Source organism: Candidatus Thiodiazotropha sp. AKIB8 (genome assembly GCF_058244675.1).
Window position 1 is genome coordinate 89,808 of sequence record NZ_JBSYOO010000021.1, and the last position, 23,207, is coordinate 113,014.

General features: G+C 49.8%; 16 protein-coding genes. 3 read left to right on the forward strand and 13 right to left on the reverse strand.

Going from position 1 to position 23,207, the window contains the following annotated elements; all coding sequences use genetic code 11:
* Positions 1–382: 382 nt before the first annotated feature.
* Positions 383–2,755: a protein kinase domain-containing protein gene (locus AC4IFB_RS04050; RefSeq protein WP_490775233.1), complete on the reverse strand. Its 2,373-nt coding sequence runs from the start codon at positions 2,753–2,755 to the stop codon at positions 383–385.
* Between the two features lie 476 nt (positions 2,756–3,231).
* Here AC4IFB_RS04050 and AC4IFB_RS04055 point away from each other — a divergent pair, with 476 nt between their 5' ends.
* On the forward strand, positions 3,232–3,675 hold the full coding sequence (locus tag AC4IFB_RS04055; protein ID WP_490779456.1) for an Rrf2 family transcriptional regulator: 444 nt from the start codon (positions 3,232–3,234) through the stop codon (positions 3,673–3,675).
* Between the two features lie 298 nt (positions 3,676–3,973).
* On the opposite strand, the gene folE is transcribed toward AC4IFB_RS04055, so the two are convergent.
* The 6 genes from folE to AC4IFB_RS04085 all read right to left on the reverse strand — a co-directional run bounded on the left by folE (position 3,974) and on the right by AC4IFB_RS04085 (position 10,283).
* A complete protein-coding gene (gene folE / locus AC4IFB_RS04060; protein WP_490775231.1) occupies positions 3,974–4,651 on the reverse strand; it encodes a GTP cyclohydrolase I FolE in 678 nt (225 codons plus the stop codon).
* Between the two features lie 1,079 nt (positions 4,652–5,730).
* A complete protein-coding gene (locus AC4IFB_RS04065; protein ID WP_490775230.1) occupies positions 5,731–6,147 on the reverse strand; it encodes a hydrogenase maturation protease in 417 nt (138 codons plus the stop codon).
* The gene (locus AC4IFB_RS04070) at positions 6,144–7,442 is read right to left on the reverse strand and encodes a Ni/Fe hydrogenase subunit alpha (protein WP_490775229.1); all 1,299 of its coding nucleotides are present in this window, start codon (positions 7,440–7,442) and stop codon (positions 6,144–6,146) included. Before AC4IFB_RS04070 ends, AC4IFB_RS04065 begins: the two co-directional genes overlap by 4 nt.
* Positions 7,435–8,223 carry an NADH-quinone oxidoreductase subunit B family protein gene (locus tag AC4IFB_RS04075; RefSeq protein ID WP_490775228.1) on the reverse strand — a complete coding sequence of 263 codons (789 nt, stop codon included), beginning with the start codon at positions 8,221–8,223 and terminating at the stop codon, positions 7,435–7,437. The genes AC4IFB_RS04070 and AC4IFB_RS04075 overlap by 8 nt, the downstream gene beginning before the upstream one ends.
* A gap of 64 nt (positions 8,224–8,287) precedes the next feature.
* Positions 8,288–9,121 carry an FAD/NAD(P)-binding protein gene (locus AC4IFB_RS04080; RefSeq protein ID WP_490779457.1) on the reverse strand — a complete coding sequence of 278 codons (834 nt, stop codon included), beginning with the start codon at positions 9,119–9,121 and terminating at the stop codon, positions 8,288–8,290.
* Entirely contained in the window at positions 9,114–10,283 is a 1,170-nt protein-coding gene (locus AC4IFB_RS04085) for a 4Fe-4S dicluster domain-containing protein (protein ID WP_490779458.1), read from the reverse strand. The genes AC4IFB_RS04080 and AC4IFB_RS04085 overlap by 8 nt, the downstream gene beginning before the upstream one ends.
* A 467-nt stretch (positions 10,284–10,750) precedes the next feature.
* Here AC4IFB_RS04085 and nifJ point away from each other — a divergent pair, with 467 nt between their 5' ends.
* Together nifJ and AC4IFB_RS04095 are read left to right on the forward strand one after the other, a co-directional pair.
* Positions 10,751–14,326, forward strand: coding sequence for a pyruvate:ferredoxin (flavodoxin) oxidoreductase (gene nifJ, locus AC4IFB_RS04090; protein ID WP_490779459.1), 3,576 nt, complete (start codon positions 10,751–10,753; stop codon positions 14,324–14,326).
* Positions 14,327–14,446: 120 nt separating this feature from the next.
* Positions 14,447–14,878: a hypothetical protein gene (locus AC4IFB_RS04095; protein WP_490779460.1), complete on the forward strand. Its 432-nt coding sequence runs from the start codon at positions 14,447–14,449 to the stop codon at positions 14,876–14,878.
* A gap of 626 nt (positions 14,879–15,504) precedes the next feature.
* Here the strand turns inward: AC4IFB_RS04095 and AC4IFB_RS04100 are convergent.
* The 6 genes from AC4IFB_RS04100 to AC4IFB_RS04125 all read right to left on the reverse strand — a co-directional run bounded on the left by AC4IFB_RS04100 (position 15,505) and on the right by AC4IFB_RS04125 (position 22,398).
* A complete protein-coding gene (locus tag AC4IFB_RS04100) occupies positions 15,505–16,215 on the reverse strand; it encodes a sulfite exporter TauE/SafE family protein (protein ID WP_490777989.1) in 711 nt (236 codons plus the stop codon).
* Positions 16,216–16,222: 7 nt separating this feature from the next.
* Positions 16,223–17,029, reverse strand: coding sequence for an acyl-CoA dehydratase activase (locus AC4IFB_RS04105; RefSeq protein WP_490777990.1), 807 nt, complete (start codon positions 17,027–17,029; stop codon positions 16,223–16,225).
* Positions 17,026–18,297 carry a double-cubane-cluster-containing anaerobic reductase gene (locus tag AC4IFB_RS04110; RefSeq protein ID WP_490779461.1) on the reverse strand — a complete coding sequence of 424 codons (1,272 nt, stop codon included), beginning with the start codon at positions 18,295–18,297 and terminating at the stop codon, positions 17,026–17,028. Before AC4IFB_RS04110 ends, AC4IFB_RS04105 begins: the two co-directional genes overlap by 4 nt.
* Positions 18,284–19,267 (reverse strand): 4Fe-4S binding protein, encoded by a 984-nt coding sequence (locus AC4IFB_RS04115; protein ID WP_490777992.1) that lies wholly within the window; start codon positions 19,265–19,267, stop codon positions 18,284–18,286. Before AC4IFB_RS04115 ends, AC4IFB_RS04110 begins: the two co-directional genes overlap by 14 nt.
* A 35-nt stretch (positions 19,268–19,302) precedes the next feature.
* A complete protein-coding gene (locus AC4IFB_RS04120) occupies positions 19,303–20,277 on the reverse strand; it encodes a hypothetical protein (protein ID WP_490779462.1) in 975 nt (324 codons plus the stop codon).
* Between the two features lie 87 nt (positions 20,278–20,364).
* On the reverse strand, positions 20,365–22,398 hold the full coding sequence (locus tag AC4IFB_RS04125; RefSeq protein ID WP_490779463.1) for a TonB-dependent receptor: 2,034 nt from the start codon (positions 22,396–22,398) through the stop codon (positions 20,365–20,367).
* Positions 22,399–23,207: the final 809 nt, after the last annotated feature.

A 23,207-nucleotide genomic window follows, 5' to 3' on the forward strand; every position in this document is an offset into this window, starting at 1 on the left:
AAGAGCTGAAAGTGAACTATTTGCTCACCGACATAATCCTCATGGTGGGGCATGGACCCACCCTACCTGTGGATGTAGCATCTTGAGGCGAAGGGTGCGGTAAAGCTCTTGAGGTGCAGTTGGGTAGGGTGGGGCCCTGCCCCACCATAGAAGCAAAGCAGTATAAAACAGCTTCCTTCCTGCTCAAGACCCACATCAACCAACATCAATCAGTCAAACCCAACTAAATCATTGGAAGGTCGAGACGCAGTAGTGATTAAAAAATAACTTTCGAAAGTCCACCACTGTAAAAACTCAGCAATTCATAGTCGACAGAGGCTGACCGTAAATATCGCTCAAATAATTTCTAACAGCCCGCTTTGATAATGATGCATATCCAAAATTATGATCTAACAGCCAACACGATCTGATTCCTAAGTGACTTCAGCAGATTCAGTCGCTTCTTATCAATTGCCAGTCCATGAGGTTGAGAGTGATCGGCATAGATCAGACCAACCGCATGTTTGTTAACCACAATAGGAAAAATCAGAAAGGATCCAGCATTAGAAACCTTTTTATACCAATCGGGGATATCCCCCCGGATCTTCTTATCCGTTGCATCGGCAATATACACATCCACAGCATTTTTCATGGCGCCATGAAAGACATCAACACTATACTTTGTAGAGAAATGAAAAGCTTTGACAAAATCATCTGCAGATTCACCAAAACCAAGTCTCCCAACCATCTCCCCCTGTTTACGATTTAGCAGTGCCAGCACCACCCGCTTGAACCCAACAGCGCGATACATAGTCTCCAATACCACATTAAAAATCTCAGAAACAGTGTGATCACCGACTAACATACCGGTCACTTCCTGTAGACCATCCATCAATAAGGCTTCCGTATCTTCATCACTGTGGACAGCTATTTCTGCTGTTTTGTCATCAACCGTTTGAGTGCCATCATCCAGAATCTGCGTCTGATCCAATCCATCCTTTGAAATGGATCTTGATTGGGCTTTCTGTTTTGAAGAGCCAGCGCTTGTCTGATCCTGACCATCCTTAAGTTTTTTGACAAAACTTCCTGACACATCAGAGGCAATCGCTTCAGCTAATTCTTGAAAATCATCCACCGACTGCTGCGTCAACTTCGCCACTTTTTTGCTGCCGAGTTTCAAACTCTTGGCGTATTTCTTATTCAAACTTTCCAAAGCAGCCTTATTATCCACGCCATTCTCAACAATCAGCTGCATTGCATCTTCAGCAAACAGGGCAACCAAACGACGTTTCTCGGTTCGGTTAACCGGGGCATGATCACCTTGCCAGGATTTTAAACTGTCTGTAAGCGGTTTTGGAAAGTTCCACTGCTTGGCGATTTCAATACCGATTGTTTCAAAACTGACACCTAACACACTATGCTGAACTGTAATCGGCTCTCTGCCTTCGACTTTAATTAAACGCTCTATCTCTTGTGACTCTTCCGGAAGATAGAATGCCACCAGGACTTTACCAAGGTCGTTCAACAAACCTGTCAGGAAATACTCTTCTGCCTCATGCTGATCGATCTCTGAGGCCAGATTCTGAGCCAATGTTGCGCGAAACAGTGCTGACGAAACCAACTCTCGTAAATGCTCTGCCTGCTGCTTGTTTTCGATATGTTCAAAGAAAATCAACGACGCTGCAAGAGAGCGAATCGCTTGAGTACCAAGAACAACCACAGCTCTGGAAACAGTACCAATATGGCCTGAAAAACGGCCGTAATAGGCAGAATTGACCACCTTGAGAATTTTATTTGTTAAAGCAAAATCTTTAACAATGACACCCGCCATCTGATTAACACTTCGATCACTGACATCCGACATTGCATTGATACTGCGCACGGATTGAGAGAGTACAGGAAAATCACTTTTGCGTTTCATGCGCCGCAGTAAAAACTCCACGGTACCGCTACCCTCCACCTCCGAAACTGCAGCTTCACCCGCAGGTTTCATGATCTCATTATAGGCTTCGAGCATCTCCGTGGCATCGCTGTAGCGCAACGCTGGATCCTTCTCCAGAGATTTCAAAATAAAACCGTCGAGTTTCTCATCCACTTCACTATTGAACTGGGACGGGGGCTTGGGCTCCAGCTTGAGAATTGCATTGACCACAACCTGCTGATTATGGCCACTGAAGACCGGCATCCCGGTTAGCATCTCATCTAAAATCAGTCCCAAGGCAAAAACATCCGCCTGAGGCCCCACTTCACCCGCCTGAATATACTCAGGCGCCAGATAGCGCGGCGTACCAATCAACTGCTTATCTGGACCTTTTGCCTCTGACAGCAGTCGTGCGATACCAAAATCCATGATCTTTGGATTTTGATCCTGGCTGATAATGATATTAGATGGCTTCAGATCTCTGTGAACAATGCCGGACTGATGAGCCTGACTCATCCCCTTCAGCAGACCCTCGAAGATCTGTAGTGCCAGGGAGAGTTCGAGAGGTTCACCCTGAATAGTGTCAGAAAGCAATTTACCCTGAGCATATTCGAACACCAGATATGGAGTGCCATTATGCTCACCCGCCTCGTAGATAGAGACAATGTTTGGATGCTGCAGCTTACTCATAGTGCGCGCCTCGTCTCTAAACGAGGCATCCTTCAGCGCTTTATCAAGAAGCTTAATTGCGACCTGACGTTCCAATTGGCCGTCCTGACACAGATACACGGTACCCTGATTGCCAGAACCCAGCTCTTTACCGACTTGAAAACGCCCAATCTTTTTCAGCCTCATGCACCCATCCCAAATGAACCCCTGGCTATGTTAACGGCACTTAGGCTGATTTCTTACCTGATTTTAATGCTGTTATTCCAAACAATCTGACATATAAGGGGCTTTTCAGCCAGTAGTACCAATATCGCGGAACGAGAGGTATCACTTCCCTGATCGAGACCTGAGACAGATCGCACTCCTTTACCTGGAGATACCAAGCATAGCCCACCTGATCTGTCTATCCTGCGAATGCGACTCACACCTGGAAATTGTAATGGATCGGCAAAGGCTCTCTTACTGGATACCCTTTTAGCTGGCCAAGGTTTAAAGCACTTAATCTCCTAAAAGATAAAAAGAATAGAAAATATTGTACATTATGTACAAATATACTATATTTTTAATCACAATAGTTATACAAGGCCTGCTCATATCGAGGCTGAAGCACCATACAGGCTTGAGTTTTTCAATTTAAATTAACAACTTATGAGGATAGGTAGATGAGACTAACCAGCAAGAGCCGATACGCAGTTACCGCCATGCTCAGTTTGGCTTTAAACCACAAAAATGGTCCCATGACACTCTCAGAAATCTCTGAAAATCAAGGGATTTCCCTCTCTTACTTGGAACAGCTGTTCGCCGCCCTGAGATCAAAAGGACTCGTGAAGGGCGTCAGAGGCCCCGGAGGTGGTTACTCCCTGGCGAAAAATGCCACGGATATCTCAGTGGCTGAAATTATCTGTGCAACAGATGAATGGGTTGACTATACCTATTCAACTCAGAGGAATAGTGTACAAATAGAAACTCAACTCAGCAGCCGTAGCCTATGGAGTAACCTGAGCCGGCAACTTTTTGATTATGTCAGCGATATCACCCTCTCTGATTTGATTAACCGTCGCTCGATTCATGAACCCCACCAAAAGGAAGACAAAATTGCAGCCTGATGATTATTGGTCGAGTTCTTCAAAATCAGAAACCTGTTATTAGAATGGGCGGTCAACTGATTTTTAGGTTCAAGGAACTCGACCAATCGCCCAACGGGTTGTAGATCCGAGATACTGAATCAACCCGCTTTCTGCCCACCTGGATTGACCGCTTCCAGACCTCGGAAGATATCAAATCAATAGCTATTGCTTGCTGATTTAGGGCCTGTTAACACTAATCGAATAGGCCCTAGTGTGGTGCGTCATACTAGCAATTACAGTCATCTGCAGCCCCAGGGATTACCCAAGGTAGGCATTTTTACGCCGCATGGAATTCAGCCCGCAGGGTGGCATCATGCTTGAAGCAGCCACCGAGGGCTTTGGTACTGGTATTCGAACTACTGTCCATAACTCCCCTGGCCTTGACACAATAGTGGGTGGCTTCGATAGAGACAGCCACATCCTCGGTGTCCAGCAGTGTTTGCAGAGCGACCAGTATCTGTCGCGTCAACCGCTCCTGTACCTGCGGTCGCTGAGCGAAAAAACGCACGATCCGATTAATCTTTGACAGGCCGATCAGACTACCCGAGGGAACATAGGCCACCTTGGCTTTGCCGTCGATGGTGATGAAATGGTGTTCGCAAGTGCTGGTCAGATCTATATCCTGCACTGTAATCATCTCATCCGAGCCCATCTTGTTCTCGATCAGGGTGATCTTGGGGAAATGGCGGTAGTCGAGACCGGAAAAGATCTCCTGGATATACATCTTGGCTATTCTGTGGGGCGTTTCGGCGAGGCTGTCGTCCGACAGATCGAGGCCTAGCACCTGCATCATGTCACTCATCAGCTCCCTGATTCGGTCGTACTTCTGATCCTGGCTCAAACCATTCTCGAACATCGGGGTTTCCAGACCCTGTTCTATCAGAGCATTGCGAACCAAGTCAGCTTCGTCGCTGATATGGGGGCGGCTAGTTAAGCGTACTGGATTGTTGGGCATGTCAGAGATCTCTCAGTTGACAATTATTTTGAGTCAATGTCTTGAAAAATGCTGCAAGTATTGATCCACAAACACATGCTAGGGTGATAAATCAGACGTCCTAACAGCTTGATCGCATTGGTTTGAAGGTAAAAATTTACAACAGCGGTCATCCAACCAATGCGAATCAGTAAGAAAAATATACCGATAGATTGATGATAGGCAGTCAGTAAGATAAAGAAAACATATAATTCCTAAAGGAAATCACTACCTTGGATAATGATACGATACCTCCTGGATCTTACTATCAAGCCGATACAACCTGTCCCCTGTATGTTGCCATCAGGAGACATACAGCCTCCAAGAGATAATCCTGTTTCATTTGTACAGGTCATGAAGAGCAGCACAAAAGCTGCAACAGACCATCTCCAATCTATTGGAGCAATCATCAACCTGTCGCGGTGGAGGTTATCTATCCCGGGTTTGCGGCTAACTCAAGATCACATCTGCTTCAGGCGTACCGAGCTATGGCTTAACAGGTACTACTCCACCTCTACGTGGTGCCAGGAAGCTCTAGCTTGCTTGGCAGGGGGCTGTACAGCAGTAGATGCGATTACATCACCATCAATATGGCCATGGAAAAGGTTTAAATGACCTGTGCCTCTGTGTATAGGGAGTTATGTCATGAATATAACTTCGTTTAATTTTCTAAATTAATATTTATATATCTCGATTTGTCTTGTTTTGGCTACAGGTTGTTCAGGGGTAACGCATGAGCACTCTAGACATTGAAGCTAACCATGCCAGCGCATCATCTTCCATTAGTGGTGATGATCGTGAAGTGATATTTTTGGACATGACCGATTAACTAAGGAAACCTCGATTGTGAGTGTCAGTTCAGACGGCACACAAGCAAGATGATCTATTTGGTACTGGGTTTAAACTTCGCGGATCAGTTTGCTTGCGAAGTAAAAGAGGATTAAACGCTGCGCCCCGTACTAACTGAGGTTACATATATCATGACACATGGGACTGATGGAGATGTTGACCTTGCACCTTGCCGTTTTTAAATAGATACGAAAATAACTCAACCCAGGAATCTATATCAGACCTTGAACCTGTCGCTCTAAGGCACTGGTATCCAAGCTTGGCAGATAGGAGAGATCTTCTTGAATTTGAATGCCAATCAAAGAGACTCTAGTAGGTAGAAGATCTAATTTATCAGCCAACCCCAGCGCCTCAGCCACACCAAAACCATGGCATGAGGTTAGACCACTACAATCTTCCAACTCATCCAGGCCTATCAACTTCACCTCACCAACTCTGCCAGAGGAGACCAGGGCATCGATCAACACCACATGATCAACACCCCTGAAATAGTCCAACAATCCACTGCCTGGCCGATCCAGCTTAATCAGCTCACACGCTGTCAATTGACAGGTCTGAAGATGATCGATCGCCAGCCAGCCCAACTGATCTGCCCCAAAAGGAGAGCCTATACCGATAACCCTGGTCATCTCCGATTGACTTTCAACTTGAGGAAATGGGTTGCACAAGAGATACATGGGTCGTAATTACGAATGACCTGCTCGGCCCTAAGGCGTATCACCTCATCACTATTATCAAGACCCAGCTGTTGTAACGATAAGGCAATATCCTCTTCAATGCGCCCCTGATTCTGGCTGGTCGGTGGCACGATACGCGCGTAACGAACGATTCCCTCCTGATCCACATCGTAGCGATGCCAGAGGATACCTCTTGGCGCTTCAGTACAGCCAAATGCATTCCCTTCAATAGATCCGACTTCATGATAAGGTTGGGCAGGAATCTGATACTGTTGCAGCAGTCGTATCGCCTCAAAGATTGCAAAATAGAGCTCTATCGCCCTGGCGACAATGCTATGGAACATATTATGGCTGGGAAAGCTGATGCCGCAGCCATCCATTAACAGACGAACAGGCTTGGGCAGCTGATGGAAATTCAGATTCAATCGTGCCAGTGGGCCTGTCAGATAGGGGCGGCCTTCCAATTCACAATGCAGTGCAGTTGAGTGGGGTGATTGAATCTCTGTAAAATGGCTATCGAAATAACAGATATCGATATCCAATCCCTGACCGGATATCAGTCGTCCCTTACCCATGGCGTACTCTTCCTGATCACTCAACGCCACACTGATAAAAGACTGATTATCATCAGCAAAGGTCAAACCTGCTGTCCATTCGATTAACGCCTCTGCATGAGGTAAAGCAGATTGCAGACGTTGCAACATGGTCTCTACTGCAGAGAGATCGGGAGCCCGATAGAATCCACCCACCCTGACACCAACCGGGTGAACCGAGCGACCACCAAACATGGCGATCAGGTCGTTGCCCAGGGTTTGCAACTCGAGCCCACGCCGCACGGCATCCGGATAATCAGCGGCCATGGCGATGGCTGATTCAAAACCGAGAAAATCGGGCGCAGCCAACAAATGGACATGCAGGGCGTGGCTCTGTATCCACTCTCCGCAATACATCACTCGACGCATCTCTGTCACCCAGGGATCAGGGGTGAAGTCTGCCAACCTCTCGAATGCCTGAACCGCGCTCATCTGATAGGCGACAGGACATATCCCGCAGATCCTGGCCACCATATCGATGACTTGATTACGCTCATACCCCTCAACAAACTTTTCGAACAGTCTGGGTGGCTCGAAAATACGTAAATTGATGCGCTCGATCTCTCCGCCTACCACATCGAGTTCAAGTGCGCCTTCACCCTCTACACGGGTCAATACCGGTACATTGATATGTATATCGCGATGCTCAGCCATCGGTATCACCTTTCACTCCTTCGCTGGCAGCTTTAAATAGTGGTGCACTATTGGCTATAAAACGAAAGCGCCTAAGCACCCCCTCTGCATCCAGACCCAGTTGTTCAAATCTGTTTGTGATGGAACGGTCATTGACCAGCTCCGCCGGTCCATAACAACCATAACAACCCCGCCCTGTCGCGGGGCAAAGCGCGCCACAGCCTGCTAAAGTGACAGCTCCCATGCAAGCCTCTCCCTTGCTGACCATGGTGCAGATCAATCCCTTACGTTTACACTCCATACACACCGAATGCTGTTCAGGTCTAGGAGTGATCCCAGACAACAGATCACGCAACGCCCCAAGCACTTGAGTTGAATTAACAGGACAACCCTGAATCTGAAAATCAACTTTTATATGCTGTGAAATTGGATCTGATGTAGTCAGGGTATCGATATGTTCTGGATGGGAATATACAGACCCCATCCAGCCATCCCGATCTGCGAAGTTGGCCAGTGCCTGTAAGCCACCACTGGTTGCACAAGCGCCGATGGTCACCAGTAATTTACTGTTCTCTCTGACCTGCTGAATCCGCTTGATATCCTCTGGTGTCGATACACTGCCCTCAACCAGAGAGATATCCACTGGCTCATCAGGTGCATTTGGGCCTGCTTCGGCAAAATGGACAATCTCCACCAGTTCCGGCAACTGCAGCAGGGGTTCACCCAGATTCAACAGAGCCAGCTGACAGCCATCACAGGAGCTGAATTTATGCACCGCTAGTTTCGGTTTTTGAGTGGCCATATGGATATCCTGGTCTAATTAACTGTTGTGAGCATGCAAACAATTGAACTCACATTGCGCACTCTCAGAAGCCCTTGGTTCCTAAAAAGTCTGCCAATTCGGAATAACAGAAAACCGGGCCGTCACGACAGACAAATTTTGATCCGATTTGACAGTGTCCGCACTGACCAATACCACACTGCATATTTCTCTCCATGCTGAACCAGATATGTTGATCCGGGATCTCCATGGAACGCAGATTGGCTATCGCTGCCAACATCATCAATTCAGGGCCACAGAGCATCGCGATGGTACGTCCCTGACGCAGATTGAGCTGTTCGATCAACTCAGTGACCATGCCTTGCTGGCCATGCCATTCACGGCTTGCAACATCGGCCGCAAGTAACACTTTGACATCCGGTTCACTCGCCCAGGCATCATACTGTTCCCGCCATATCAGGTCGCTTGAGTGTTTGACCCCTTGTAGAATATTCAGATGGCCAAATTGATCACGTCGCTTTATCAGATATCGGATTACAGAAACCAGGGGGGCGCACCCTAAGCCACCTGTTACCAGCAGAACATCTCGACCCTCAGCTTCCGCTATGGGCCAACCTCTGCCGAAGGGGCCGCGAATACCCACCCTATCCCCAGGCTGCAGTTTAGACATCGCCTCAGAGACCCGGCCAACCACCCTGATCGTATGGTCAAAATAGTGGCTATCCTCAGGATCATTGACGATGGAGATAGGGATCTCTCCCGCCCCATAAAGTGTCACCATATTGAACTGGCCAGGCGAGAACTCGAATACCTCCTGGGCACTCGCATCCTCAAACTGCATCCTTAAGGTGAAAATTGTTGGAGACTCCTGGATGCGCTGGTCGATAATCGCACTACGCGGAATGTGGGTTTCACTCATCTAGACTCCCCTCCCACAAAATCGTGTCAGTTTCTTTAATCAGATCTATACCGACAGGGCACCAGGTGATGCAGCGACCGCAACCGGTACATCCGATGCGCCCCTGTTGCTGCTGCCAACCGGCCAATTTGTGGGTCAACCACTGCCGATATCTGGAGAGGATATCCCCTCGCACTTTAAAATGACCCATGCTGCTGTGATTGGCACTGAAGCAGGAGTCCCACTGGCGCACATTCTGAGCCGATTTCCCATCCAGCGACACTTCATGATGTACGTCATAACAGAAACAGGTGGGACAGACTGCAGTACAGTTGCCACAACCCAGACATCTTTCAGCGACATCACTCCAATGGGTGTGTTGCAGCCGTTGATAGAGACGCATCAGATCCTCAGGCTTTGCCAGATGCCTTGTTTGCTCACCTGCAGCCTGATCGGTTTGAGCTGTCATCCTTTGCAGCTGACGCGCCTCCGCTGATTCTAATGAAAGTTTCTCCAATAGAGCCTTGCCCTTCTCATTGCCATGCCATAGCAGAAACCCCTCATCCAGTTCAGACAACCCAATATCATAGCCCTGCTTCACAGCAGGCCCATCCCCTGTGGAGTGACAAAAACAGCTCTCTGCAGAGTGGGCACAGTCGATCCCGATCAACAACAACTGCTCTCGGCGTTGACGATAGTGTGGGTCAGGTGCATCAGCATGAAGAAAATGTCTATCCTGGATGGCCAGCGCAGAGAGGTCACAGGCCCTGACACCTAACACTGCAGTCGGCCTCACATCGGGCTGGCTGGTTTTAAAAGCTAAAGGATCCTGCTGTTCAACCCACAAAACCTCTCTCGGGGCAAAACAGAGGGGCTTGAGCCCCTGAGGCCCATGATTCCAATCAAACAACCGCTGACTTTCAGTCTGTTGCAGGCGATAGTGACCCGGCTTCTGGAGATTGGTCAAACCTGTAACAAGCTGATCTGCATTCTCGATCTGCTTGAACTGTATAGCCCCCTCCTCAACTGCAGGGCCAAGGATCTGATAACCGGATTGCTGGAGCACATCCAATAGCGCTTGCAGTCTGGCACGGGGCAGAAATCCGGGATGTCGATTAACGCTAACGCTCTGTTGCACTTTCACGGCCTCACCGTTGCGGTACAGGAATAACAGCGCACTCATACGTTGTTATTTCCGTTGCCTGTAACCTTTCATATATAAAAAATCAATAAGCAAAAAAATTGCACTATTCAATACAAAGAAATTGAAACAGCCCCTCTACCATGAATTACATCCAACCACTCTGCTACTGTTTGCACTGCTCAATAATCTCTCAACTCATGTATCACTTTGATCAACGAATTCCGTTGTACTTATCCATAAGAGAGATAAGGCTATGCATCAAAATAGAGCAAACAATTCGATAATGGTGAAATATGGATTAGGAGCCTATGAAAAACCCTAAAAAAACGTCATGTCACTCTTTAAAAACTAGCATAAAACTGAAGAGACAATGGGTAAAAATGATATTTTATTTTACTAAGGTCATTGATTCATCGGATCAAGATTATACTGGCATTAATCAATGCAGCTGGCAGCCAGTAGTGAGAACATCTTAATAATCAGACAACATCACAGGAACCAAGGATATGCCCGATAAGATGGTTACCATTGACGGCAATGAGGCCGCCGCACACATCGCCCATATGACCAACGAGGTTATTGCCATCTACCCCATTACCCCCGCCTCACCAATGGGGGAATGGTCAGACGAATGGACAGCAAAAGGGATAAAAAACATCTGGGGAACAGTACCCGACGTCATCGAAATGCAGAGTGAAGCGGGCGCTGCAGGTGCGATTCACGGTGCACTTCAGGCAGGTTCCCTTTCAACCTCCTTTACAGCTTCCCAGGGATTGTTGTTGATGATCCCAAACATGTTCAAGATTGCCGGTGAATTGACCCCCACCGTGTTGCATGTTTCAGCTCGCTCATTGGCAGCACAGGCGCTATCAATTTTTGGCGATCACAGTGATGTCATGGCCTGCCGCACAACCGGTTATGCCATGCTCTGCTCTGCCAGCGTTCAGGAAGTCGCAGACTTCGCACTCATTGCCCAATCCGCAACACTGGAGACACGCATACCGTTTCTACATTTTTTCGATGGATTCAGAACCTCTCACGAAGTCAATAAGATCTCATTGCCAGAGTCAGAGACAGTCCAGGCAATGATCGACAATGAACTGGTGAATGCCCATCGTGCACGTGCCCTTTCCCCGGATCATCCAGTGATTCGCGGCACTTCGCAAAATCCAGATGTCTACTTTCAGGGACGTGAGACTGTAAATCCCTTCTACAGTGAGGTTCCTCAAAAATTAGAGGCTGTGATGACCCGTTTTGGCCAACTCACTGGACGCCACTACGCCCTGTTTGAATACCATGGCGCAGATCAACCTGAACGGGTAATCATATTAATGGGTTCAGGCATAGGCGCCGCCCAGGAAACTGTCGATCACCTGAACCAACAGGGGGAGAGGATCGGCATGATCAAAGCCCGCCTCTATCGCCCCTTTGCCGCAGAACAACTCTTGGCGGCAATACCCGAAAGCGTTAAAAAGATAGCCGTACTCGACCGAACCAAAGAGCCGGGAGCCGACGGAGAACCACTCTACAAAGATGTTCTGGGCGCCTTTGCCCAAGCTTACAGCGATGGACGCCGAAGCGCCCTGCCACGTATTGTCGGTGGTCGCTATGGACTCTCATCTAAAGAGTTCACCCCGGCAATGGTCAAAGGGATCTTCGATGAACTGAATAAGAAACAACCAAAAAACGGTTTCACTGTAGGTATTATTGACGATGTCAGTCAAACCAGCCTTGAATGGGAGCCGACATTTCGTGCAATGGCGAGCAAGGGCGTCACTGCCTGTATTTTTTATGGCCTGGGCGCCGACGGCACCGTCTCAGCAAACAAAAACTCAATTAAGATCATTGGTGAACAGACAGACAACTATGCCCAGGGCTATTTTCAATATGACTCCAAGAAGTCGGGCGCAATCACCGTCTCTCATTTGCGTTTTGGACCACAGCCGATCAATGCCACCTATCTGATCAATGATGATGAGGCCAGCTTTGTAGCCTGCCATCAGCCCCTCTTTCTCGACCGTTACGACATGCTCGATAAAGCAGCCCCTGGCGCAGTTTTTCTACTCAACACCACCGCCAGCCCCGAACAGGCTTGTCAAAGTCTCCCAGCACATATGCAGCGGCAGATAATCGACAAGGGCTTGAGCTTCTATGTCATCGACGCATATAAAATCGCGGCTGAAACCGGCATGGGGCGCCGCATCAATACCATTATGCAGACCTGCTTCTTCGCCATCTCCGGCCTGCTCGATCAAGGTAAGGCAATCGAACTCATCAAAGATGCAGTAAAAAAGAGCTATGGAAAAAAAGGTGCAAGACTGCTGCAACGCAACTACGACGCCATCGATGCAGCGCTGTCAAACCTGCACCAGGTAGACATCTCCGGCAAAGCCGATTCAAAGGAGTCACGCAAACCGACTGTAGCCATTGACGCTCCAACCTTCGTGCAGCAAGTCACGGCACCCATCATCGCAGGCAAAGGCGATACCATTCCGGTCAGCCTGATGCCGGCAGATGGTACCTGGCCCCTTGGTACCACCGCTTATGAGAAGCGCAACATCGCACTGCAACTGCCAAAATGGGAGATGGATCTCTGTACCCACTGTGGTAAATGTCCATTGGTCTGTCCCCATGCTGCGATCCGCTCCAAGCTCTTTCCACAAACCCTGACTGAAGATGCACCAGAGAGCTTCCTGCACACTCAGGTCAAAGGCGGAAAAGATTTCGAACCTGGCACCCAGATCAGCTACCAGGTTGCCCCTGACGACTGCACCGGTTGTGGTCTTTGTGTCGAGATCTGCCCAATCAGGGATAAGAAAAATCCACAGCGAAAAGCACTCAACATGGTTGATGACCCAACCTACCATGAGCAGGAGCGCATCAACTGGGACTTCTTCCTAAGCCTGCCGGAGTATGACCGCACCCATCTTAAAGAGACCACCCTCAAAGGGGCGATGATCATGCAACCCCTGTTCGAGTTTTCCGGTGCTTGTGTCGGCTGCGGTGAAACGCCTTACATTAAGCTGGCAACACAACTGTTCGGTGATCGTATGTTAATTGCCAACGCGACCGGCTGCTCCTCCATCTACGGCGGCAATCTACCCACCACCCCCTATACCACCAACCCGGAAGGCCGGGGACCAGCCTGGTCCAACTCACTGTTCGAAGACAATGCAGAATTCGGCCTCGGCATGCGTATCGCTATCGACAAACAGAACGAACATGCCAGAGAGCTGCTGCTCACTCTGCGTGATCAGATTGGCGAAGCGCTGACGGATGCCCTGTTAAATGCAGATCAACATAGCGAAGCAGCTATCTTTGAACAGCGTCAACGCATCGAGACATTGAAACAGAAGTGCCATCAGATCCACACACCTGAAGCAGAGACTCTAATCTCCCTATCTGACACCCTGGCACGCAAGAGTGTCTGGCTGGTTGGTGGCGACGGCTGGGCCTATGACATCGGTTATGGCGGTGTCGATCACGTCTTGGCCTCAGGTCGTAACGTCAACATCCTGCTACTCGATACCGAGACCTACTCAAACACAGGTGGACAAACCTCCAAAGCCACCCCATTAGGCGCAGTGGCTAAATTCTCCGCAGGGGGCAAAGCAACGTCCAAAAAAGATATAGCGCTGATGGCCATGTCCTATAGCAATGTCTATGTAGCCCAGGTCGCCTTCGGCGCAAAGGATGTTCAAACTCTACGCACCTTTCTCGAAGCAGAATCTTATGACGGCCCCTCACTGATCATCTGCTACTCACCTTGTATCGCCCAGGGCATTGATCTTTCGAACAACATCCGTCAACAGGAGTTAGCCGTCGATTCAGGACACTGGCCACTATTTCGCTACGACCCCCGTCGCAGCGACAAAGGTGAAAATCCATTGAAGATGGACTCCAAGCAACCCTCCATCTCCTACAGAGACTTCGCCAATAGTGAAGCTCGATTCAGTGTATTGCAGAGAACCCAGCCTGAGGCCTCCGAGAAATTTATGCGCCAGGCCCAGTCACAGATCAAGACACGTTATCAACTCTATGAGCAACTCGCCCACTTGGCGATGGAACAAAAGGAGGAGTGATATAATTAGTGGAATATAAAATGACTATAAGGAGTGGAGTGACTACCATAAAGATATAAAGGTAATATAATTTAGAGCTTCAGTTCTGGTTAGTACTCGACAAAAAGTTTGACGGTGACGATGAAAAAAAGAATCACACAAATAGAGAATGAGTATGCCAACCTTTGGTACTACCCTGAGACCGGTATCATCCACCATCAGTTCTTGAAACCTATCTCAAGTCATGAATTCCAGTCTGTACTCATGACAGGATTAGAGCTGATGAAAAAACATGGGGCTCAGAAATGGCTCTCTGATGATCGATTGAATTCGGTTCTCCCCCCCGAAGATTACGACTGGTCAGTAGTCTACTGGGAGCCACTCGCGATTGCTGCGGGATGGAGATATTGGGCTGTATTGCCACCAATCAAAACACGGGGGAAAATCAATATGAATCGTATAACAGATGGCGTTGACTCCCGCAGGCGAGTCCAGGTCGAAATATTTACTGACTTCGATCCAGCATGGCAGTGGTTGGTAGAACAAGGTAATTCAGAAGTTCGAAACAAATAAAGCCCCTCTCCCCACCTTAAAAAGTCGTAGGGTGGGGCCATGCCCCACCAAAAGCTTGCCGAAAATGCCAAAAACCACATACAACCTTCACAGTTTCATGAATATCTCAGCTAGGTAGCCTGGATGGAGCGCAGCGGAATCCGGGATGATTGGTGCACTGTTCCCCCCGGATTCCATTGCACTTCATCCAGGCTACGGGTTGCCGCATTCAACGAGGAAAGTGACTCGCCGGGGTGAGCAAAACTGAATCGAGATGTCTTCCGAAATAAATTGATCAAGGGTTCGGCCCTGCCGCACCATTATCTTAAAGAAACTCCCCTCTCCCCTTGCGGGTGAGGGGGCGAATAAACACCCTATATTCCCCAACAATTAGCAAGAAAAATATGAACGATCAATGCGGTTTTATCTTTTAACCACATGAAGCGCTTCGCGTACACCCTCTCCCCAACCCCTCTCCCGTCAAGGGAGAGGGGCTTTTAGAGTAATCGTAGGGTGGGGCCATGCCCCACCAAGTGTGCCGAAATGTCATAAAAAACACTTCGTCTGATTTTTTTGGTTAAGTGGAAAGAAGTACTATCCTCGAAGGGATGCAAAAGTTATTGCATGCCAGGTCTCTCTATTAGTGATTATCGCCACAGATTACCAATCCCACTCAGTATAAGAAGGCCGGCACTCAGTCGAATGATGATCAACTGTCTATGCTGAAGCTGCTCTCGCAGACGGCTACCGAGATAGGCAGCTCCAATGCCGTAGATAAGAGAAGGGATGATAATGGCACCGACACCGAAACCCAGGCCGAGCATCAGACCATGCCAGGGGCTGGCAACGGCTGCAGCGGAGAAGAGTACCGCCCCGAGTGGTGCACATGGGGTTAGCGTCATGCCTATACCAAGCAGAAAAAGACCACCTGGGAGCAGCGGACGGGGTACGTTGTCTTGAGAGGCAGGCGTGCCAATCTGCTCAACCGGAACCGTGGCAATCGATGATCTACTATCTTTACTGCAAGCTGTGACGCCTGGGCCACGCAGCCACAGTGCGATACCGATCAATATCGTTGCCCCCCCCACGATGGCGCGCACCTGGGTATCGTCGGTGATGGCTCCCTCAAGGTAGTGGCCGGCAATTCCTGCCAAAGTAGCCAGGCTGGCGTAACCGCTCAAACGCCCAACTGAAAAAGGCAGCAGGATGCGCCAGGATCGGCGGATACCACCATCGCTTGCAAGGAATACAGGCCCCAGGTAGGGCAGACAGGCGATGGTGCAGGCACCCATACCGAATACCAGACCAAGCGCCAAAGCCATGGGGAAGGTCACCAGTGTTTGTTCAATCGGAATCATCCCAGGATCACCCCTCCTGCTCCGCATAGTATTCACTGCGGGCCAGAGTGGCCGCACCGAAAGCAGTTGTGGTCTGGGGGTGTTCAGGGACAACCAACTCCCGTTGCAGTTCATCTTCAATGGCGGCCACCAGACCTTTGTTGAGGGCAGGACCGCCATCGAAGTAGACCCGATCCTCAATACCGACCCGCTTCGCCAGGCGCACAGTGCGTTTAGCAATGGAGTAGTGGATTCCGGCGATGATGCTCCCTTTTTGATGACCATTCGCCAGCAGGCCGATGATCTCGGACTCAGCAAATACGGTACAGGTGCTATTGATGGTCATTGGCGCAGCTGTGCTGTTGAAGTGGTAGTCACCAAGCTCTTCCAGATCGATCTCCAGGTTGCGTGCAGCCACGTCTAGGAAGCGTCCGGTGCCGGCGGCGCATTTGTCATTCATGGCGAAGTTGGCCACATGGCCGTCGTCATCAATCTGAATCGCTTTGGAGTCCTGGCCGCCAATGTTGATGATGGTGCGTACGCCACCGAATGCCTTACCGGCCTCGTGTGCGCCGATGGCATTTGCCGTGATCTCACTGATCGAGTCATCCGCCTCCTTGAACAGCTTACGGCCGTAGCCGGTTGCAATGAGGTAGCTTACATCATCCTGGTGTATCTCCTGTTCGGTGAGCAGTCGTGCCAGCGCCTCCTTAGCGTTTTTGTGGAACAGACTGCCAGAGGCAGTGACCTGGACGCCTGCGATAGTGCCACTCTCGTCCACCAGAGCAACCTTGATGGCGGTTGATCCAATATCGATACCTGCGAAATAGTTCATGATCGTTTTTTTCTCTTGCGTGTCTTGATCGATTCAAGAAAGGCTTCAATGCGGGTGGAGAGTTGGCCCATATCATCCGGGCTATAGTCGGTCTCCACATAGAGCATGGGAATGTTTTTGGCGCTGAGTGCATCGGCGATACTGCGTTGCTCCATCTCGTAGACCTGGCAACCCGAGAAGGCCTGATAGACCACGCCATCAGCGGCAAAGCCCTCCGCCAGTTCGAGCAGGCGGCGTTGTCGATCGTCATTACGGGTAAAGATGGGACAGGTACAGGGTTTGAGATAGCGATCCGCAAGGGCATCGACCATATCATTCAGCCGCCATTCGTCCACTGCACTCATGTCATACAGCATACGGTTGGCCGAACAGGTCTCGTCAGCCACCACCACACCACCTGACTCCTCGATCAGTAGCGGTAGCTTGAGGTTGGGAAAGATCGGTGGTGAACCGGTAAAGAGAATGCGGGGTGCTTTGCGCTGAGCAGCTTGAAAGCCCTCCTGCTGGCGCTGTTGAAGTTCAGCATTGAGTGTCTCTACCGCCTCTGTCCAGCGCTCTATATCATCGAAGAAGAAAGCATTGGTAACCAGGAAAGCATCCTTTCCAAGGAATAGGGTCGGACTGCTCTTGCGCAGATTGTGCAGGGTGCGAAATGCCGCCTGAGCACGGGCAGTGCGCGCCATCGCTGCTTTGAGCGCTTTGCGGGTCATCTTATTCCCGGTGACCTTACTCAGCTGAACTGCAAATCGCCGTACTGTCCGTTGCCAGTAGAGTCGCGACTCCTCGCTCTCCTTGGCGGATGGCAGCTCCAGGTCGTGGACCTGGTAGCCCATTCCCTCGATCATCGCGCTCGCTTTCTTTTTCTGGTCACAGGTGGTTGGGTTGACCACCAGGTCGAGCTCTCCTATGCGGGGGACTGGATTCTCACTGTTGAGCATGCCTAAGGTCGCTTTGACCAGAGAGCAGGATTTGGCGGGCATGAAGTCACCGCCGATTTGATCATAGTGATAGGAGCCGTTACAGAGTCGTATCGGCGTTGCACCTACCGCATAGATCAGCTCCTCCGGCGCCTGGATGCAGGTGGTGCCGATTTGCATGCCCTTTCGTGGCAGCGCTTCACCACGACAGTAGACAGAGCGGAACAGGTCATAGAAATATGCCATGCTTTGCGGGTTATCATCGAAACGATCGGTGATCTGATCGATCACACTCTCCGCCTCTCTGGCCTGTCGGCTCTGGTGAAAGGCTGGTTGTTCAGGACGGGTCACTATCTGCTCCTTTATTCATGCGTTTGATGAATCCCTCTTCGGTCGCTTTAAAGATCGGAATACCAACGAAGGTGGCTTTGAGTGCATCTTCTTCCGGGCAGGCAGCGACACACTTCAGACACATGATGCAGTCATCCTTCATGATGCGTGGATCATCCACCTGATCAGCAATTTCCGGGATCTCCATATCGCATACCCGGTAGCAGTCGCCACAGCGGGTGCACTTGCTGCCATCTTTTTTCAATTTCAGAAACGCGGGCTTGCTTACCAGATAGTGGAGTGCAGCCATCGGGCAGAAGAAGCAGAAGAAACGTTTTTTTATAAAGGCACCTGCGAAAAAGAGTCCAGTGATCAACATCCCAAGGCCGGTCAGAACCATGCTGGTCTTGCTGGAGAAGTCGATGGTGAACTGTGAGTAGTCTCCGGTGAACAGAGGGATAATCATGCGTCCTGGACAGATGTCGCAGAAAGGTGTGCCCATGCTGTGAGGCAATAAACCGCCACCGATCGCCAAAGGGATCAGAATGGTAAGCGCCAGCAATCCATATTTGACCCAGGTCAGAGTGCGGAATGAGCGTTCGCTATAGCGGGCGAAGTGTATACCCAGGGCACGGCGCAGGCTGCTGAGCCAATCCTGCAGGGTGCCGAGAGGACAGGCGTAACCACACCAGGCCTTGTTGAGCACAATGAACCAGAGGGTGAAATAGAGAAAGCCCTGCAAGACCGCGATACCGGCCCAGCTGAAGAGTCGTTCCCAGGAGCCACTGAGTTGATGCTGCAAGGGCAGCAGATAACAGACACCACCACGTCCCTGGTCGTTAAATCCGCAGGCGAAGGTGGGCAGGCTGTTACCCAGGTTGATCGCCAGATATCCACCATAGACAAACAGTACGAAGAAGCCGAGCTGCAGCCAGAAACGGAATCGCTTGAGATCAGCGTTATAAACACGCTGTCGAATGTTAGCCAGCATGATTAAACCCTCTATGGCTGAGCCTGTGGTTCCATTTAGTCATCGAACCGAACCTCTTTGTATGGCCGCACCCGACGACGACGATAGAGATAGATGGAGAGCCCGCTGAAAGTAAGCCCGAACAGACCGAACGTTAAGCCGTAGCCATAGGATTGATAGTCGCGGCTGGAGGGGAAATAGGCGCCAGGCAGGGTTGCTATATAACTCACCTCTTTGTAATCCTCTCCCTGGTAGCTACCTGTTTCATCGCTCTGCAGTCTGGCGACTGCCAGGAACTCCTGCCGATGACGCGACTTGAACAGCTCCCAACTGGGGAAATAGTCACGAATAATGGTGAATTTAACCCGTCCCTGCTCATCGCTGGTTGAACTGTTCTGCCAGCCCGAGCCGGTGTGGAGTGTTACCTCGGCACCTGATACGGGTTCTCCGTAGGCCAACACCAGCAAGGAGATGAGATCACCATAGGCAACCCGGCCATGAAAATTCTCATCTGGCAGACGCTCGCGCACGATCTCTAACGGGATAACAGATAGATGGTTTGGTGGCATCAAGTCTTTGACGTGGTCGTGGCCTTCTCGACAGCTGTGTTTGAGTACCTCTGCTTTTGCAGTAGTTATTTCTAATCGGTTGTTCTCTACCAGGCGTTGGGTCAGGTAGGCGTTGTAGAAGCCCTCATCAGGCATGTTGAAGAGCAGTTGTGCCTGTTGATCCTTTACCGGTTGTTTCAGTTTGCCTTGCTTTTTATCAGGCGTGATCAACTCCGCAGACAGTTTACCTTCGGGTGCAACATAGGCAGCTTCAGCCAGTCTCTCCCCGCTGCGTATCCATAGTCGTTTTCGCGATACACCACGTGGCCCTCGCTCTATCGGCCCACCATGAGATCGGCGTTGAAGACTTGCCGACTCTTCATCTGGCGGAGCATCTGATAACCACAGTGGTACGTTTGCATGGATGCTCTGACTACACAGTGCCAGGAGGAAAAATGTTCCTTGCCAGATCTTTCTCTTCATGATTGATGCTCTCCTGGAAGACGCCGCAATTCACTGCGGCGTCCAGATTCAACCTGAATCCGTGGATTCAGGATTGCCAAATGTTGCCTACCAGTTATAAGCGATACCGGCATAGAGGGTTCTTGGTTTACCGGACTCATACTTACGACCGCTACGGGAGCTATAGGAGATCCGCTCTGCATATTTTTTATCAGCCAGGTTCAATACGTGTCCCCAATAGGACCAGGAACCACGCTCGTATGAAACACGAAGATTGAAAATACTGGGGCGGTACGCCTTGCCTTGCGGATCGCTGTTATCAGTTGAGGTGTAGTAGTCGGAGGTGCGATTCCACTCCAACTCGGCTTTGAGCCCCTGAACTGGCATCCAGATAGTGCGTAAGTCGATATGATGCTTGGGCGAGTAGGCTAGAGTGTTGCCACTATAGTCATTGGTGCCGTCGACGAAGTCGACATACTCATTGTCGGCATAGGTATGGGTCACGTCGAAGCGCAAGCTCTTGAATGGCTTCCAGCCGAGCATGGTCTCCAAACCTTGGACACGTACCTCACCGGCATTGACGTACATTTCGAGTTCGTCCTCTGTCACCAGCATATCTTTAATGTTGGTGTGGTAGAGGGCAAAATCGTAACTCAATTTTGCTGGACGATATTGACCTCGGAAGCCTAACTCGTAGTTTTCCGCCTTCTCGGGATCAAGGTCGGGATTGGGGGCTGTACCCCGGCTGCCGACAAATAGATTGGTGCGGCTTGGGGCAACGAAACCTTGTCCATAACCGAACCAGAGACTGTTCTCTTTGTCCAGTTTGTAAGTAATGCCGGCTTTGGGGCTGGTATTGCTGAAAGTAGTTGATTCGTCATACTCAGTGGTCGTGCCACGTGAAATTGTGTAGCCCTCAGCTGAGTAGCGGATACGGTCATAGCGTGCGCCCAGGGAGACGCGGACTTTGTCAATTGGTGTAAATTCGTACTGGGCAAATGGCGAGGTATTGTTGGCTACCACATCCCAGTGCTGGGCAATGCTGCTGGAGGTGGTGCGCTCAGTATAGGTATCTGAGTCCGATGAGCTACGTACCAGGTCAGTACCGACAATGAAAAGAGAATCCAATGTTTCAAGACTATGGCGATAGAGAGCAACTACATTGTGGTTGGTAACATCGCTACTGGAGAAACCGCCGGTCGCGTTGTATGAGGGAGGACCTTCACTCTCAGTGTTCCTAACGCCATAGGAGATCTCGACGCCTGATTGCTCACTGAGATCGTGCTCATACTTGGTGGAGAAAGATTTAGCCTGTGTATCGGTATAGGCGTCTTCGACAGCCGCTTGCATCCAATCTTCTTCGTATTGGGCTTGGGTTAGATTGCTCGGATCCTCAAGGTAAGTGTCAAGGTATTCGGCCCGCATCGTGAGTAACGAGTAGTCACTGGTTTCAAATAGGAGTTTGCCACTGACCTGTTTGCGCTCGTTCTCGGTGCGGTCTTGTGAGCCTTCGAAGTTCAGGCTGTTGGCATCCAAAAAATAACCAACAGAGTTGGCAGTTCCTGCCGCAGAAACGCCAGCTCGCTGACGGTTGTATTGCCCGCCCTCAGCCCAGACCCGGTATTCCGGTTCAAGAGGCGGTTCACGAGTGATGATGTTGATAACCCCACCCAAGGCATTACTACCATAGAGTGCTGAGGCTGGCCCTCTGATTACTTCAACGCGTTCGATATCGAAGGTGTTGGTACTGTCTCCAAAACCGATAGTGCCACTACCGAAAGTTGATCCAATAGAGAGTCCGTCGATCAGATTGATAGTGTAGTTTTTGCCACCCATGGGGATTCGAAGGTTGCGCGACATACTGTAGCCGGGGATGCGTTTCATCAACTCTTCGCGGGCATCGGTGTATTTAATCCTATCCAGCTCCTCCTTTTCGATCACAGTGATGGCAGCTGTAGTGTCTTGCACTTCAGATTCGAATCTTGTTGCGGTAACCGATATGGAAGGCACCCCTTCTTCATCAGACTCATCATCGAGAGGCTGCTCAGCTTGGGCCCCCAGGGAGATGAACATACCTATCACCAGGGCAGTGCGTTTAAAACCTTGCCTGGAACGAAGGCGATGATCGAAACATAATTCCACTATTCTCTCCTTACTACTGTTCTACTATCAGAAAGCACTGATTAAGCCTGTGCCATGCAGATTGGCTATCAATGACTTGTTCAGAGATTCCCCTGTTACCTGGGTGTGATTTTGTTATCTGAAGTCAGCACTCAGTTTGAAATTTTCCATCAAGCAAACTCACCACGTACGCCAAAGCGGATGACCGGGGTCATTTTAAAAATCACATTTTGGGTAACGGGTATAGGTACCGAGTATGAGGAAGTGCGCAAGCGTATCTACACTCTGCTTTTTCTACATCATATTGAGTTAACTTGGCGTCACTTTTTTCTACTTAGAAGTAATCTGTCTGGGTTATCTCTCCTTAGATTAAGATGCTGATTTCAGTCACGAGAACTACTTCAGCTGCTATTACACTGCTCAAGAAACATGCCATTTGTAATTGATTGATTGTTATAGAGATGATTTTTCCTACAGCTTAAATATAAGGTCATATAACTTAAGGGATGGGTGATATCCCGCATTGAGGTGCAGATAGATGAGAGGCGTGTGGGTCGAAAGGGGAGTGACCAATGGGTTGAAATAGAATTGAGTAGAGGTCAGCAACTGAGCTGAATAACAAGTTGCATTTTAAGAGAAATCGGGTGAGGGAGAGAGAGGGTACTTACTTAGCAGTTTTTTGGTGGGGCATGGCCCCACCCTACGCTTTGAATCAAAGGGTCTTGTCCCACTGCACTCCAATTCACAGGTGGGGCATGGCCCCACCCTACGCTTTGAATCAAAGGGTCTTGTCCCACTGCACTCCAATTCACAGGTGGGGCATGGCCCCA